Annotated in this window: 17 protein-coding genes; 5 read left to right on the top strand and 12 right to left on the bottom strand. The window is 44.2% G+C overall.

What is annotated here, in order from left to right:
- Nucleotides 1-85 precede the first annotated feature (85 nt).
- From rplT to galE, 8 genes are all read right to left on the bottom strand, one after another.
- Entirely contained in the window at nt 86-448 is a 363-nt protein-coding gene (rplT, locus tag ACIKP9_RS00485) for a 50S ribosomal protein L20 (RefSeq protein WP_011480221.1), read from the bottom strand.
- A gap of 11 nt (nt 449-459) precedes the next feature.
- A complete protein-coding gene (gene rpmI, locus ACIKP9_RS00480) occupies nt 460-657 on the bottom strand; it encodes a 50S ribosomal protein L35 (RefSeq protein WP_011480222.1) in 198 nt (65 codons plus the stop codon).
- 108 nt (nt 658-765) lie between these two features.
- Complete coding sequence (gene infC, locus ACIKP9_RS00475) at nt 766-1,275, bottom strand: translation initiation factor IF-3 (protein WP_449815402.1); 510 nt, start codon at nt 1,273-1,275, stop codon at nt 766-768.
- 83 nt (nt 1,276-1,358) lie between these two features.
- The gene (gene thrS / locus ACIKP9_RS00470; protein WP_400877841.1) at nt 1,359-3,266 is read right to left on the bottom strand and encodes a threonine--tRNA ligase; all 1,908 of its coding nucleotides are present in this window, start codon (nt 3,264-3,266) and stop codon (nt 1,359-1,361) included.
- Nucleotides 3,267-3,375: 109 nt separating this feature from the next.
- Nucleotides 3,376-4,368: a TIGR03790 family protein gene (locus tag ACIKP9_RS00465; protein ID WP_400877838.1), complete on the bottom strand. Its 993-nt coding sequence runs from the start codon at nt 4,366-4,368 to the stop codon at nt 3,376-3,378.
- A gap of 148 nt (nt 4,369-4,516) precedes the next feature.
- Nucleotides 4,517-4,963: a PEP-CTERM sorting domain-containing protein gene (locus ACIKP9_RS00460; RefSeq protein ID WP_400877835.1), complete on the bottom strand. Its 447-nt coding sequence runs from the start codon at nt 4,961-4,963 to the stop codon at nt 4,517-4,519.
- A gap of 13 nt (nt 4,964-4,976) precedes the next feature.
- A complete protein-coding gene (locus ACIKP9_RS00455) occupies nt 4,977-5,453 on the bottom strand; it encodes a PEP-CTERM sorting domain-containing protein (protein ID WP_400877833.1) in 477 nt (158 codons plus the stop codon).
- A gap of 223 nt (nt 5,454-5,676) precedes the next feature.
- A complete protein-coding gene (galE, locus tag ACIKP9_RS00450; RefSeq protein WP_400877830.1) occupies nt 5,677-6,684 on the bottom strand; it encodes a UDP-glucose 4-epimerase GalE in 1,008 nt (335 codons plus the stop codon).
- Nucleotides 6,685-6,826: 142 nt separating this feature from the next.
- Here galE and rfbB point away from each other — a divergent pair, with 142 nt between their 5' ends.
- From rfbB to rfbD, 4 genes are read left to right on the top strand one after another with little or no spacing between them, the layout of a single operon-like run.
- Nucleotides 6,827-7,918, top strand: a complete 1,092-nt coding sequence (gene rfbB / locus ACIKP9_RS00445) for a dTDP-glucose 4,6-dehydratase (protein WP_400881810.1) — start codon at nt 6,827-6,829, stop codon at nt 7,916-7,918.
- On the top strand, nt 7,915-8,793 hold the full coding sequence (gene rfbA, locus ACIKP9_RS00440) for a glucose-1-phosphate thymidylyltransferase RfbA (RefSeq protein ID WP_400877827.1): 879 nt from the start codon (nt 7,915-7,917) through the stop codon (nt 8,791-8,793). Before rfbB ends, rfbA begins: the two co-directional genes overlap by 4 nt.
- On the top strand, nt 8,793-9,341 hold the full coding sequence (rfbC, locus tag ACIKP9_RS00435) for a dTDP-4-dehydrorhamnose 3,5-epimerase (protein ID WP_400877824.1): 549 nt from the start codon (nt 8,793-8,795) through the stop codon (nt 9,339-9,341). Before rfbA ends, rfbC begins: the two co-directional genes overlap by 1 nt.
- Nucleotides 9,341-10,267 carry a dTDP-4-dehydrorhamnose reductase gene (rfbD, locus tag ACIKP9_RS00430; RefSeq protein ID WP_400877821.1) on the top strand — a complete coding sequence of 309 codons (927 nt, stop codon included), beginning with the start codon at nt 9,341-9,343 and terminating at the stop codon, nt 10,265-10,267. Before rfbC ends, rfbD begins: the two co-directional genes overlap by 1 nt.
- On the opposite strand, the gene ACIKP9_RS00425 is transcribed toward rfbD, so the two are convergent.
- Both ACIKP9_RS00425 and ACIKP9_RS00420 read right to left on the bottom strand, forming a co-directional pair.
- The gene (locus tag ACIKP9_RS00425) at nt 10,264-11,226 is read right to left on the bottom strand and encodes a polysaccharide pyruvyl transferase family protein (RefSeq protein ID WP_400877818.1); all 963 of its coding nucleotides are present in this window, start codon (nt 11,224-11,226) and stop codon (nt 10,264-10,266) included. The genes rfbD and ACIKP9_RS00425 overlap by 4 nt on opposite strands.
- A gap of 5 nt (nt 11,227-11,231) precedes the next feature.
- On the bottom strand, nt 11,232-12,668 hold the full coding sequence (locus ACIKP9_RS00420; protein ID WP_400877815.1) for an oligosaccharide flippase family protein: 1,437 nt from the start codon (nt 12,666-12,668) through the stop codon (nt 11,232-11,234).
- A 226-nt stretch (nt 12,669-12,894) separates the two neighbouring features.
- On the opposite strand from ACIKP9_RS00420, the gene ACIKP9_RS00415 reads away from it, so the two are divergent.
- Entirely contained in the window at nt 12,895-13,707 is an 813-nt protein-coding gene (locus ACIKP9_RS00415; RefSeq protein WP_400877812.1) for a glycosyltransferase family 25 protein, read from the top strand.
- Here ACIKP9_RS00415 and ACIKP9_RS00410 read toward each other — a convergent pair.
- Together ACIKP9_RS00410 and ACIKP9_RS00405 are read right to left on the bottom strand one after the other, a co-directional pair.
- Nucleotides 13,696-14,595: a hypothetical protein gene (locus ACIKP9_RS00410; protein ID WP_400877809.1), complete on the bottom strand. Its 900-nt coding sequence runs from the start codon at nt 14,593-14,595 to the stop codon at nt 13,696-13,698. The two genes, ACIKP9_RS00415 and ACIKP9_RS00410, sit on opposite strands and share 12 nt — an antisense overlap.
- Nucleotides 14,596-14,673: 78 nt before the next feature.
- The gene (locus tag ACIKP9_RS00405) at nt 14,674-16,128 is read right to left on the bottom strand and encodes a mannose-1-phosphate guanylyltransferase/mannose-6-phosphate isomerase (protein ID WP_400877806.1); all 1,455 of its coding nucleotides are present in this window, start codon (nt 16,126-16,128) and stop codon (nt 14,674-14,676) included.
- Nucleotides 16,129-16,139 lie beyond the last annotated feature (11 nt).

The raw sequence follows: 16,139 nt of genomic DNA, 5'->3' as shown, positions 1-16,139 counted from the left end.
CACATGCCATCAAACATCATGGCCGCTTGTGGAAAAACCCGGAAAAAAAAGGAGGCACAAGGCCTCCTTTTCTTATTGCTGTTGCTTAGGCAGCGGCGAGACCGGATTTAGCGAGTTCGGCAAACTTGGCAAACGCCTGCTTGTCGAACACAGCCAGATCGGCCAGCACCTTGCGGTCAACTTCAACCGCAGACTTCTTCAGACCGTTGATGAAACGGCTGTAGGTCAAGCCATACTCACGAGCACCGGCATTGATACGTGCAATCCACAGTGCGCGGAATTGACGCTTTCTTTGACGGCGGTCACGGTAAGCATATTGACCAGCCTTCATCACCGCCTGTTTGGCGATACGGTAGACGTTCTTACGACGACCACGATAACCCTTGGCAGCGTTCAGAACCTTCTTATGACGCGCACGGGCAATAACACCACGCTTTACTCTAGGCATTTCTTATCTCCTTATTGAGTTGGCATCATGGCGCGTACGCGCTTGACGTCAGTTGAGGAAATAATAGCCGTGCCGCGCAGGTTACGCTTCTGCTTGGTGGTCTTCTTGGTCAGGATATGACGCAGGTGGGAGTGAGTACGCTTCACCTTGCCATTTCCCAAGAACTTGAAGCGCTTTTTGGCGCTACTCTTGGTCTTCATCTTTGGCATTTTGTTCTCCTAAAAGGGATATTGAAAAAAGAGCGATCGGGCATGCCGTTGGCCTCGTCGCCGCTTCCTTTACTGCTTACTACTCACAAACCTTGCTACCAGAAGGTATCAAGGCTTTGCTTTCTTTTGCGGTGATAACACCATCACCATCTGGCGGCCTTCCATCTTGGGGAACTGCTCCACCACTGCGTGCTCTGTCAAATCAGCTTCAACTCGCTTCAGCAACGCCAAACCAATCTCTTGGTGAGTAATTTCACGACCACGGAAGCGCAAGGTAATTTTAGCCTTGTCGCCTTCCTGCAGGAAACGAATCAGGTTACGTAGCTTGACTTGGTAGTCGCCTTCGTCAGTGCCAGGACGGAACTTAACTTCCTTGACCTGCACCTGCTTTTGCTTGAGGCGTGCTTCATGTTGACGCTTGCTTTCGGCATACTTGAATTTGCCGTAATCCATCAACCGACAGACAGGCGGACTAGCCTGTGGCGCGATCTCAACCAAATCGGTATCAACCTCTTCGGCCTTGGCAAATGCTTCATTCAGACTGACGATGCCTAACGGCTCGTTATCCACCCCAACCAAGCGAACCTGTGACGCTGTAATATCGCCATTGATCCGCAATTCCTTTTCCTGAGCTATCGCAAAATCTCCCGTTATTTAATATGTAAGGCCAAAATAATAGACCGCGCTACTTGCGAGGTAATTTAGACCTTATCGGTAATGTCGGCCTTCAAGCGCTCAATAAAAGCACTGACCGGCATGGAACCTAGGTCTTCGCCCTTGCGAGTACGCACGGCCACTTGACCAGTTTGCATTTCGCGCTCACCTGCAACGAGGAGGTAAGGCAGCTTCTGCAAGCTATGCTCGCGGATTTTATAGGTTATTTTCTCATTTCTCAAGTCCGAATCGACACGGAAGCCATTTTTGCGTAGCTCCTCGACCACGGAATTGACATATTCAGCCTGCCCATCACTGATATTGAGCACCATCGCTTGCACCGGTGCCAACCAAGCAGGCATGGCGCCAGCAAAGTTCTCGATCAGAATACCAATAAAGCGCTCCATGGAACCGACAATGGCGCGATGCAACATCACTGGATGCTTACGGGTATTATCCTCATCAACATACTCGGCACCCAAGCGCTCGGGCAAGTTAAAATCAAGCTGGATGGTACCGCACTGCCACAAGCGACCCAAGCTATCCTTTAGCGTGAACTCAATCTTAGGACCGTAAAAAGCACCTTCACCAGGTTGCAATTCAAACTCCAGATTGTTTTGACGCAAGGCAACGGCCAATGCCTCCTCGGCCTTGTCCCACGCCTCGTCAGTACCTACGCGCTTTGCAGGGCGGGTGGAGAGCTTGACCAACACTTCTGTGAAACCAAAGTCCTGGTAGGCCTTGTAGAGCATGACGATGAAATCAGCGACTTCATCCTTCACTTGGTTTTCAGTACAGAAGATGTGGGCATCATCCTGGGTAAAACCACGTACGCGCATCAGGCCATGCAAGGCACCAGAAGGCTCATTGCGATGACAAGAGCCAAACTCAGCCAAGCGCAATGGCAGATCACGATAACTGTGCAAGGAGCTGTTAAATATCTGAACGTGTCCGGGGCAGTTCATCGGCTTCACTGCATAATCCCGGTTTTCCGAGGCTGTGGTGAACATATTGTCATGATAGTTCTGCCAGTGCCCTGACTTTTCCCACATGACCCGATCCATGATGGTGGGTGTACGCACTTCCTGATAGCCATACTCGCGGAACATATTGCGCATATATTGCTCAACTTCCTGCCAGATGCTCCATCCACGCGGATGCCAGAACACCATGCCTGGCGCCTCATCCTGCATATGGAAGAAGTCCAACTGGCGGCCCAACTTGCGATGGTCACGCTTTTCTGCCTCTTCCAGCATGTGCAGATAAGCTTCTAGATCATCCTTCTTGGCCCAGGCGGTGCCATAGATACGCTGCAACATCTCGTTGTTGGAATCACCACGCCAATAGGCACCAGCTACCTTCATGAGCTTAAAGGCCTTGAGCTTGCCTGTCGATGGCACATGGGTGCCACGGCAAAGATCAGTAAAATCATCCTGGGTATACAAGGAGATTTCCTGATCTGCAGGAATAGAGCCGATAATCTCAGCCTTGTAATCCTCGCCAATCGACTTGAAATAAGCGACGGCCTCATCACGCATCATGACAGTACGCACGACAGGAATGTCGCGCTTGACTAGTTCCTGCATACGGGCTTCAATTGCCTGCAAATCCTCAGGCGTAAATGGCCGCTTATAGGAAAAGTCGTAGTAGAAGCCGTTGTCGATCACAGGGCCAATCGTTACCTGTGCTTCTGGGAATAACTGCTTGACTGCCTGCGCCAGCAAATGGGCGGTTGAGTGGCGGATAATCTCCAGCCCGTCAGCATCGCGATCAGTAATAATCGCCAGATCAACATCGTCGGTGATCTGATACGAAGTATCCACGGCCTTGCCATTGACCTTGCCGCCCAAGGCAGCACGTGCCAAACCGGCACCGATATTCATCGCAACTTCTGCGACAGTCACAGGCTCATCAAACTTGCGTTCCGAACCATCTGGCAAACGAATAACTGGCATATATCCTTACCCAATAAACAGCAAAAGCCGTCAAACGGCTTTTGCTTGCGCAATCAATGTAGTTGGTAATTATCGCATAGAGGCCACAAGCACCACAACAAGCGATACCTTATCGTTTGTACGGTGAGGCCAATGGCTCTCCGATAAAGACTCCCTGAACAGGCCAAGCCACGCTCTTCCAATAAGCTTCAATCGCCGAAGCCCCTAAAAGATAATGCTTGAGCAATACTGCGGGATTAGGAAATTTCTGCCAATAATTACATGGCTCCGACACCGTGCCATAGCTAGCCGTCGCACCCGCTTCCAGCCAACGTAAGCTGCTCATCTGCCCATTGCTCAACAAATCACCTCCGGTTGAAGTGAGATGATCTGCCAAGGCACCGGGGAAAAAGTGCAAGGTATCAAGATAAGGCACCTTTACCAGACCTGTCTGGTAAATCATGATGTCCTGCACATCACGAATGCTATCAGTGTTGAGGCTCTTGATTTCAAGATAACGCTGCGCCACCTTGCCTGAGGGTGGGAAAAACATGGCGCGACTGCTGCGATTCTTATCTGAAGTTGTCAGGTAATAAGCCGTGGCAGCAGGCGCACTGTAGTCACTAGCAAAGCCGCGATCTATCAATGCCTTGGCTTCGTCAAATGATTGCACCGGCAACAACATGGACAATCGATAACCCATCTCATCAAAAGGCTTGAGCGAGCGAGAGTTGAAATAGCGGCTAGGGTGTTTGGCTGGCGCACAAGTATTCGCACATTGCTCAGGGTCAAACCCCATCGTCATCGCCGAAGTAATGGAGTTACACTCCACGGCATAAGGCGCGGTCCACATCATCACAATCGCCTGATGCTGGGGCTTGAGCTGAGCATCAATTTCTTGCTTAAGCTGGGCAAAATATTGCGCACTCAATTTCTTGGGGCTACCAGGAATACTCACCTTGATGAGATTTTCTATAGGCACGCGACGCACTTTAAGATAATACTCCCCCGCCTGCACACTTTCCGGCTGGTCTGTATTGACGATGACAGCCACATTCTCCGGCTGCAGATTGTATCCATCCTTGTTAGCCGTTCGCAGAGAAATCGCCTCCCCAGCCCACACACAAAGCGCTTGAAACATACAACAGAGCAGTAAGAGATATCGCACGTTCGCTTTTATCCGTTTTTTAAGTTAAATATCTGATGGGATCATACAAATAAAAATGGGAGCCTAAGCTCCCATGAATCTTACAATGACTGGATGTCAGACGCTATGACAGCTTGCGTCTACGACGTGCGCCCAAAGCCACTAAACCCAAGCCAACCATCAACATCGCAGCCACTTCAGGCTCCGGAACCGCAGTGATGACCAAATTGACAGGCCCGACACTACCCTTTGCAAACAACAAAGCAGTATAGATGCCATCACCAGCCACTGAAAAATTCAGCACTCCCGAATCCACCGGCCCCAGCAAACTCAACGTACCAAGCTGCGTCGCCCCCTGACCGAGTGTCACACCCAACCAGGAAAAGCTGCTACTCACATCGGTCAGGGCCAAGGAATAATCACCAGCCAGCAAGCCAATGTTGTACTTGTACATACCAGGCAACGTGGTTGCTGAATCCACCTCAAACACTGGCGCTGCCTGCGCAGCAACACTGCCAGAGAATGCAGCGATGACCAGCATGCTTCGCACCATATTCAAGAACTTTTTCATGATCTGCATCCCTTTATGCTTTCTCAGAAATAGACGGAGTCCTGCGACGTGATGTATAAGCCACCAACAACCCAAGACCAACGCACAACAATGCCCAAGTATCGGCTTCAGGTACCGGAGACACCGTGAAACCAAAAGACCCAACACCAAAACCATTGTTGGCATCACCAAACACACTGAACAGGTAAGAGCCCGCGGTCAACTCAGGCAAGAGGAAAGTACCAGAACCATAGAACGTGCTGATGAGCGATGCCCCCTTATAAATGCTGATGCCAAAACTACCATCAACAAATGAGACCGGGAAAGCATAATCCAGCAAAGACAACTCATAAACACCTGCATCAAGGCTGTGAGAAAAGACGGCATCACTAGTCAAACCGCTGTCGGCATAAAGATAGCCAACCTCATCAACCTTGGTGGCTGCATTGACCGCTGTCATCATGACCAGCATCAAGACACCCACCACCCACTTCATTACATAGCGTCTCATCACTTATTCTCCCATCAAAGTTAAGACAAGAGGAGATAAGCAATAACCGGGCCAAAGGATTAGCAATATTAAATTATAATGAAATCATACTGTTAAATGATGGCACATAATTTCCCTTACCAAACCTGCACCATAAACAACATGCTGCGCTCAGAAATGCATCGCATCAAGCTAAGCTCCATAAAGCAGCCGAGATAATCCTGAATTTGGTTACATCAAAAAATCACGTTTTTTGGTGAGCCAGATTCTGCTGCCAGCGCCAACTATCCACACACATTTGCTCAATGCCGCGCGTAGCCTTCCAGTTCAGGGATTGTTCAGCATAGGCAGGATCGGTGTAACTAGCCGCAACATCCCCAGGACGACGAGCAACCAATTGATATGGCACTTTCTTGCCACTAGCACTCTCAAATGCCTTAACGATCTGCAGCACGCTATACCCTTGGCCGGTACCAAGATTACAGGTAAAGACACCTGGCTCCTTAGCTAACCTTTCTAGCGCTCGTAAATGACCGATCACCAGATCCACCACGTGGATGTAATCACGCACACCTGTACCATCGACAGTCGGGTAATCACTGCCAAACACGGAAAGAAACTCGCGCTGCCCCTGTGCCACCTGGGTAATATAAGGCATAAGGTTGTTCGGAATGCCATTGGGATTTTCCCCAATCAGCCCACTCTCATGCGCCCCAACCGGGTTGAAATAACGCAAGATAGCAATGCGCCAATCGGGGTCAGAGGCGGCTAAGTCCCGTAAGATATCCTCAACCATAAGTTTGCTCGCACCGTATGGGTTGGTCGCAGACAAAGGGAAGCCTTCGCGAATAGGCACACTGGCAGGGTCGCCATACACCGTTGCAGAAGAGCTGAAGACAAACTGTTTGACGTTGAAATCCTGCATGACGCGCAGCAAGGTGACACTACCTGCCACGTTATTGTCGTAATACCACAAGGGATGTGCAACCGACTCCCCCACCGCCTTCAAGCCGGCAAAGTGCATCACAGCCTCGAATGCATGCTTAGCAAACAGATCTCGCAGCAAAGTCTCGTCCCGCACATCCCCCTCAACCAGCACTGGTGAATTGCCTGTAATCTGCTTGATACGGTCAATAATGTGAGCCTGACTATTGCTGAAATTATCCAACACTAGCACCTCATGCCCTGCATTTATTAACTCCACACACGCGTGGGAGCCTATATAGCCTGTGCCACCTGTTACTAAAATCATTTAACCATTCCACTCCGCGAAGATGTAATAGATACCGAACATAACATAAATATATGCGTATTTATTGGCTAGCATACAGCACCATCCTTTAGAATCATGGATGGTCAAATCGTAGTCAGTTCAATCATCCTCAATTATGCAGATAAAAAATACTATTCTGGTCACGGGCGGCGCGGGCTTCATTGGTAGTAATTTCGTACTGGACTGGATCAATGCAGGGCTTGGTACAGTCATTAACCTCGACAAGCTGACCTATGCTGGCAATCTAGAGAACCTTGAGGATATTAAAGGTAACCCCAACCACATCTTCGTGCATGGCGATATCGGTGATCGTGCACTGCTAGCAAAACTGCTTGCAGAACACAAGCCGCGCGCCATCATCAACTTTGCTGCCGAAAGCCATGTGGACCGTTCTATTCATGGCCCTGAAGACTTCATCCAGACAAATGTGGTCGGCACATTCCATTTACTAGAAGAAGTACGCGCTTACTGGAATGCTCTGGTAGCGGCTAACCCGGCAGAGAAGGAAAACCCGCAATTCCGCTTCCTGCATGTTTCCACTGATGAAGTGTACGGCACTCTAGGCCCAACCGATCCAGCATTTACCGAAACCACGCCTTATGCCCCTAATAGCCCTTATTCGGCTTCCAAGGCAGCATCTGACCATCTGGTCCGCGCTTACCACCATACCTATGGCTTGCCAGTGCTCACCACCAACTGCTCCAACAACTACGGCCCTTACCATTTCCCAGAAAAGCTGATTCCGCTGTGCCTACTTAACGCCTTGGCTGGCAAGCCCTTGCCTATTTACGGTGACGGCCAGCAGATTCGCGACTGGCTATTCGTCAAGGATCACTGCAGTGCGATCCGTCGGGTTCTTGAAGCTGGCAAGCTAGGTGAAACATACAACGTGGGCGGATGGAATGAAAAAGCAAACTTGGATGTCGTACAAACGCTTTGCAGCATCCTTGATGAACTCAAACCGAAAGCGGATGGCAGCAGTTATAAAGAACAACTCACTTTTGTCAAAGATCGACCAGGTCATGACCGTCGTTATGCCATCGATGCTACAAAACTAGAACGCGAACTCGGCTGGAAACCAGCAGAAACTTTCGATACCGGCATCCGCAAAACTGTCGAGTGGTATCTTCAGAATCAAGGTTGGGTCAACAACGTCACCAGCGGCGAATATCGGAACTGGGTCAACAAGCAATACAGCGGGAGCGCAGCATGAGAAAAGGCATTATCTTAGCCGGAGGCTCAGGCACACGGCTTTATCCTGTCACCCAGGCAGTTTCCAAGCAGTTACTGCCTGTCTACGACAAGCCCATGATCTATTATCCCTTGTCCACTCTCTTGTTGGCAGGGATACGAGACATTCTGCTCATTTCCACGCCTCAAGATACACCGCGCTTTGAACAACTTCTCGGTGATGGCAGTCAATGGGGTATTAACATCACCTATGCGGTGCAACCCTCCCCTGATGGCTTAGCGCAAGCCTTTATTATCGGAAAGGATTTCATCGGTAATGATCCAAGTGCACTAGTGCTTGGAGATAATATTTTCTACGGGCACGACTTAGCACATGACTTAGCACACGCCGATCAACGCCAAGAGGGTGCTACCGTCTTTGCCTATCCAGTGCACGATCCCGAGCGCTATGGCGTAGTGGAGTTCAATGATGCTGGCCAGGCCATCAGCCTGGAGGAAAAACCAAAAGAACCCAAGTCACGCTACGCCGTTACCGGCCTATATTTCTACGACAACCAGGTAGCTGACATTGCTTCCGAGCTCAAGCCATCTCCTCGTGGAGAGCTTGAGATCACCGATGTCAACAAAACCTATCTGGCACAAGGCGAGCTGAATGTAGAGTTAATGGGACGCGGGCATGCCTGGCTGGATACTGGCACCCATGAATCTCTACTCGAAGCCTCCCTCTTTATCGAAACCATAGAAAAACGACAAGGCCTCAAGATTGCCTGTCCAGAAGAAATTGCTTATCGCAAAGGGTATATCAGTGCTACAGACGTCGAGAGAATTGCCCAGCCCTACCTGAAAAACGGCTATGGCCAATATCTAATCCGCATGCTAAAAGAAAAAATCTTTTAATGAAAATCATCCCAACCTCTATCCCTGATGTCCTCGTTATTGAACCCAAAGTATTCGGGGATGATCGCGGCTTTTTCTTCGAGAGCTTCAACCGAAAGGTATTTGAGCAAGCAGTAGGTCAGCACTTCGACTTTGTACAAGATAACCACTCAAAATCAATCAAAGGTGTATTGAGAGGCCTGCATTACCAGATCGAGCAAGCACAAGGTAAACTTGTTCGTGTTGTTGCTGGCGAGGTTTTTGATGTTGCAGTCGATATCCGCCACTCATCCCCGACTTTTGGGCAATGGGTTGGAGAATACATCTCCGGTGAGAACAAGAAACAAATGTGGGTGCCCCCAGGCTTTGCCCATGGCTTTTTAGTACTCTCCGAAACCGCTGAATTTCTCTACAAAACCACAGACTTCTATGCGCCTGCGCATGAACGATGCATTAGCTGGAATGATCATGCAATTGGAATTCATTGGCCGGATATCGGCACAACCCCTTTACTATCCATGAAGGACCAACAAGGCCTAAGCATTCACCAAGCAGAGTTGTTTACATAATGGGAAAATTTAATAAAATACTTCTTACCGGTATCAATGGCCAAGTAGGTCGTGCACTCTACCCTAAACTACAAAGCTTAGGGGAAGTCATCGCACCCGATCGCAGCCAACTAGACCTTTCCAAGCCCAAACAAATCCGTGAAGTTGTACAGCATATCAAACCGGATCTCATCATAAATCCAGCAGCCTATACTGCCGTTGATAAAGCTGAAGAAGAAATTGAAATTGCGTATGCCGTGAATGCCTTGGCCCCTGCGACCTTTGCCGAGGAGGCTCACAAACTGGACATATTACTTGTGCACTATTCTACAGACTATGTATTTGATGGCATGGGAACCCGGCCATATCATGAAACAGACACGCCCAATCCATTAAATGTCTATGGCTCCACCAAGCTTGCTGGTGAAAATGCCATTCGAACAGTTGACGGCCATTACCTAATCTTTCGTACCAGTTGGGTTTACAGCACTGGCAGAAAAAATTTCATGCATACGGTTCTTAGGTTAGCATCTGAACAAGAGCAACTACATATTGTCAGCGATCAGCAAGGCAGCCCCACCTCCTGCCTGACTATTGCCGAGGCAACTTTATCAGCCATTCAACAATGGACATCTGATAAATCAGGTATATATAATTTGACCAACGCTGGCAGCACTACATGGCATGGCTTTGCAAAGGCGATTGTACATGAATACAATCAGCTTAGAATTGAAAAAAACTGGCCCCCCCTAAAGGTCCAATCAGAATCAATTCAGGCAATTATGGCCGGTGAATATCCCACATTAGCCCAGCGGCCAAAAAACTCATGTTTGGATAATCAGAAACTACATACAAACTTTGAAATATTCCCGGAAGCATGGCCGCTGGCATTAGCCAAAGTCATCAGTATGTTACCCGATCATCACAAATCACTCTCAGTGAGCTAATCAACGTCTGGCACCTTAAGCTTGGAAGTAAAAGTAAGCGGCTTCGTCCAAGTATCATAGTAAGCAGTGTTTTTACCATAGTTATTATCTATTAATTCAGATGGGGTTTCCACAATACAGGATAGGATATGACCATGTAGTCTTGAGGTAACAACCTTCTTGTAGGATGAGAAGAATTTAGCGAACTTAGAAGCTAGATATGTTGAATTACTACGCCAAATAAACGTTGCAATTTTATCAAATATTTCAATATCAAGTTTAGTAGATAGTGATTTTACTTTTCTCACTACTTTAAGGATAATCTTATCTTTTTTAGTTACTAAGTCTGCCCAATCAACATAGCAACCTTCTGCATTAATTAGTTGATTTTGATCAGAAGCCGCTTCAACATCCTTGCGAATAAATAGCAACACGTCTCTTGTTGTACTTTTTGCCAAAGGAAGATTTCCATAAAGATAGTGCGCCATATCTGGCATCAGATACGCTTTATCAGTTAATTGTTGGAATATTTTCAGCGTGGGCATGTCTCTGGCAAACATCACAATATTGGTGTGTTGCTTGAAAACACTAATAGCATTTACTACATTTTCTTGTTTAGAGAAAAACATAGTTTGTGGTAACTGAATAATTCGATTATTCGGAAAATATTTGATAACAGCCTCTCTCAACATTTGATGTGCTGGATAGATATCACCGAAATTACCACCACCTTGTAAAATAATAGTCGTTTTGTTTGTTATATAAATTGACAATCGCTCAGGATCAAAAAACTCTTTAGGGATGTCTTTTTTTATTGCAACCCCTTTATCCTTGAAATATCTCATAGTACCTTCATAAATAAGGATATCTCCAACATTGTAATAAAGTGGCGTATCTAAAAAAATAACATCATTTTTATCTTCAATGCATTGCGTAATGATATCTAGTTTATTCTTCAAATTTTCAAGATGCATATTCATAATGATCAAATCCAGCTAGAGCTAAATTTTCCTTTTTTAGCTAATATAAAGCACATCAAAAGAAAAACTAGTCCAGCTCCGAAAAGTTGTGTGCTAAGAATCACAATTGAACTATCAGTGTAAATCTCAGTAAGAATTTTTGCAATGAAGCTTACTGTCAAGACAAGCACACTTGTTATGATAGGAAATTTCAATGGTAAAAATTGATGAGTTAAGTCGAATCCTAGAATTTTTTTCATAAGGTACACACCAAGTGGGATAGTAATGAGAATCCTAGGAATAGCAAGAGCAAACAAAGTAATGATAAGAGTTTGATCTATAGTGGCGAAAGAAGCCGCCAGGGTAATCAATGCTGCAATAAATGCCACGATAAGATAGTCCTTGGAACGGCCCACCGCCTTAATAGCAACACCAACAAACATCCGACTATACATAATGCCATACATAACGGCAATAATTTGGATGATAGGCACTACCGGAGACCAATTGTCACCCAGCACAATAGGAACCCATGTAGGACAAGTCATAGCCAACATAAAAAACATAGGCATAGATATTAAATTGAATAAAAAAGTTGCCTTCTGAAAAGCATGAAATAATTTGCTGTGATCGCTTTGTACCAATGAAAAAATAGGCAATGCAGATCGCGTAACTATGGTATTCAAAATATTAAGAATAGCATCGGTAATTTTGGTCGCCATATTATATAATCCAACAGCAGAGGTGCCATGGAATAATGCTATTAATACACCAAATACTCTAGACATGACATTCCATAATAAATTCTCGAACATCACATAAAATCCGAATTTCCCAAGCTCTATAAACTGAGAAAAATCAAAATAAAACCTTCTTGACATTAGAGGCCTTGCGCCCCAAAAAATCAAGAATGTCGCGATCGAAATCTGCACCAAGTTAGCAAAAACTATACTCCACACCCCATATCCTGTATATGCTAGAGGAATAGCCACGACAAAAAAGAATACTCTAGAAATCAATGTTCTCTTAGTGAAAGCTTTCATTTCCATGTTTCGCATTAGTAATGCCGATGGCACTACAGCCGCGAGCATCAAGACAGTTGAAATTGCTTCAAAAAGCATAATGATTGCAATATCAGAGCTCGGATTGTATAAATAAAATCCATAGCTAATTCCGATCGCAATGATCCCACCCACACCAGCAAGAATCAAACTACCAAATAAAGCACTAGCAATGTATTCATTGTTTAAATCTTTTTTTTGTATAACCGCCTCAATGAGGCCAAAAGACAGTACAAGCTGCAACGATCCCGATATAAATTGAGCCGTTGCTACCAATCCATAATCCTCGGGTAATAAAACTCTCGCAAGGAACACGATGGAAATCAGACTTAAACCAATAGAGCTTATCGCCTCTACAACAGACCATGATATAGCAGACTTAATTTTATTATGGCTAACCAATCATTACTCCTAGAAATTTTCGACTCCATCATTAAGATAGCCCGATTAAAACTATTTAAAAGTTCCTCTCAAATCATAACTTAATGATTTTATAATATTTCTCACTTCACAAATCAACAGTATGACATTTACATTTTTAACCATTTCCATTAAAATCCCAGCAGCCAAAATTATTAGAAAATTTAGTAATAAATAGCAATAAATTTACTTAAGGCAGATAACTATCATGATTCCTATTTATATAATTTCATTGGTAAATGATATTGATAAACGCAATATCATTTCCAAGAAATTAAATGACTTAAACCTCGAGTATCAATTTATTGATGCCATCCATGGAAAAAGTTTATCACAAGACTTCATAAATAAACTTTCCTACAAAGGAAAACTACTTACGCGCGGCTACTTAGCCACACCAGGAGAGATAGGGTGCACACTTAGCCATCTAAAAGCATATAAATTAATACTAAAAAATAATAATAAATGGACATGCATATTAGAAGATGATGCTATTTTAGATGAAAATTTTTCCACTTTTATTAAAAACTTTAATAATGAAGTAAAAAATTTAGATAAAGATAATCTTTATATCCTCGGAGGACAAGATGGAATAGAGAAAACAAAATATATTTCTAGAAGCATTTGGTCCAAACAATATATAGGTAAGCAAAAATTCTATAAGACAATTAAAAGTGAAGAATTTATCTTCCGAACATGTTGCTATGTTATCAGTAAAAACACTGCCAACAACTTAGCAACCACTTTAGAATCTAATTTTTATCTCGCGGACGATTGGTTAAATTATAGAAAATTAAAACTATTTACCAATATATATATAGCTGATATTGTTCACCATCCCTTAGACTTGTCAAACAGCGCAATTGAGCATGAAAGATTACACGCCATTTCTAATCGCGCACTAAAATCGAGTAGTAAAATTAAATCCTTACTAAAAAATTTAGATTTTATTAATGTCAGACAGCATATTTTCTCTTACGCCAAATCCACATTATCTCAGCTAAAAAGATTATATTTTTAATTTTATTTTATCCAAAATTTCTGGAAAAACCTTATAACACTTTTTCAATTGCTCATCATTGAGCGATTGGGCAACATTCATTTTATTTAACGCGTTATCTTGCGATCCCCTTAAATGAGGAAAATGCACGTTATAAAACTTGACCTGCACACATTTAGTATCAGTTGCCAAAGAGGATAATTTATACCAAATATCATCGGCAAATGGGGCGTATTCCGTAAATAATTCTTCCCTTGTTGCAAAATCACTGAGTAAACCAGGTGGATAAAGGACGCCACTTACTCCAGTAGGCATCAATGCAAAAGATGGTGTAGATCTTTTTAACTTCATGGGATTTTTCATCAATTGAGCATATGGATAAAACTCTCCAGATTTTTTAAAGGCTAAAAAGTGTCCTCTGTAACAAACTACACACGAAGGATATTTTCTCCATTTTTCATAAAGCCCAGTTAACCAGTTCTTAGGATAAAGAACATCATCATCTGCTGTAACAATAATCTTTTCAGGATAATCTTTTAACGTGTAGTGAAGCTTTTTATACGATCTTAAATCTTCATTTACCACGATTATTTTCAGTCCATATTTCTCTAGCGCCATAATTTCTTTTGGCACGCCCCCTGCAATATCAATATCAGCTTTACTCAAAATCAAATGAACTGAATATGGAGCAGAAAATTTTTGTGTAAGAATTGATCTAATGGTTAAATGTAATTGATCAAATCTTTTATGAAATGAAGTTAACGAGACAATAATATTGGGATCATTAGATAAAACATTGTCACTATAATTTCTGAAATTTAATGCACATAACGCAAATATAGAATGTATATTATGTATACTATTCAATACAGAATTTTTAATCGACTTGATTTTTTTTGATACGCTCATATTTCATTACTACTTTAACAAAGAGCTCAAGCCCATAGAATAACTTAAGATATGAGCCAACTTAATATTTAGGTTAGATTAAACTCGACCATATTGGTCGTTAAATCTAACAATATCATCCTCACCAAGATAAGCTCCAGATTGTACTTCTATCATTTCCAAAGGTAACTTTCCTGGATTAGCTAAGCGATGTGTCACTCCGAGAGGAATGTAAGTAGACTGATTTTCTGATACGAGAAATACCTCCTCCCCACGCGTTACCTCAGCAGTTCCGGTTACTACGATCCAGTGCTCAGCACGATGATGATGCATCTGTAAAGACAATGTTGCACCTGGGTTTACTACAATACGCTTAACTTGAAACCGCTTTCCCATATCAATACTGTCATACGATCCCCATGGTCGGTGTATTTTCCTGTGATTCTTTGCCTCAGGGCGCGCCTGCTGATTTAAACGCTCAACGATCTTTTTTACATCTTGGGTTCTATTTTTATCAACTACCAATACTGCGTCCGGCGTCTCAATCACTGCGATATTCTTAATTCCAACACAGGCTAATAGCCTGCTTGATGAAAGCGCAAGCGTGTTTTCGCACTCATCAAGAAATACGTCGCCACGTAGTGCATTTTTGTCCTCGTCTTGAGGAAGAACCTTCCAAAAAGAATCCCACGCCCCTATATCAGACCAACCGGCTTGGAGTGGAATAACAATACCGGTAGGTAGACCGGAAAGACTATTGGCCACCTGCTCCATTACAGCATAATCGATAGAATCACCAGGACAAGATGCAAACATAGATTTTTCTACACGAATGAAATCTCCATCCACATTCTTTCCTTGCCACGCTTGTTTAGCTGCATCCAAAATATCTGGGCGGCAAATCGCAAGTGCCTCGAGCCAAACTGAAGCACGTAGCATAAATAAGCCGCTATTCCATAGATATCTGCCCGTAGATATATAGGCCTCAGCAGTTGCTAAATCTGGCTTCTCCACGAACTGTGCAATATGAGTAGCTCCAATATCAGATAAAAGTTGCTCGTCCATCTTGATATATCCGTATCCTGTTTCTGGATAATCAGGCACAATTCCGAACGTTACGATATGCCCTTCCTCGGCATATCGCGCGCCTTCTTTCACTATCGCCTGGAAGGAAGCGACTTCAGTAATTACATGATCTGCAGGCATCACTAGCAAGATAGGATCAGCATCACTCTCTTCGGCCTCAAGAGCAGCCAAAGTCAATGCAGGTGCCGTATTTCTTCCCACAGGCTCTAATATAATTTTTCCACGCCTGTCCATTTGTCGAAGCTGCTCAGCTATGACAAAGCGATACTCTTCATTACAAATAACGATTGGCTGAGTTGATATATTTGAATTATGTATGTTGCCATCAGTGCGTTTAAGCGTAGCTTGTAGTAAAGAATCCTTACCAAACAAGGTTAATACTTGTTTAGGATATTTTTCACGTGAAAGCGGCCATAATCTCGTACCCGATCCGCCGCATAATATAACTGGTATGATTGAAGCAGACATTCAAACCTCTT

This window comes from Methylobacillus methanolivorans (assembly GCF_044751345.1).
In the GTDB taxonomy this organism is placed as follows: Bacteria; Pseudomonadota; Gammaproteobacteria; order Burkholderiales; family Methylophilaceae; genus Methylobacillus; species Methylobacillus methanolivorans.
Note: the sequence above shows the minus strand (reverse complement) of the source record. Positions and strands in the feature narration are given on the sequence as shown.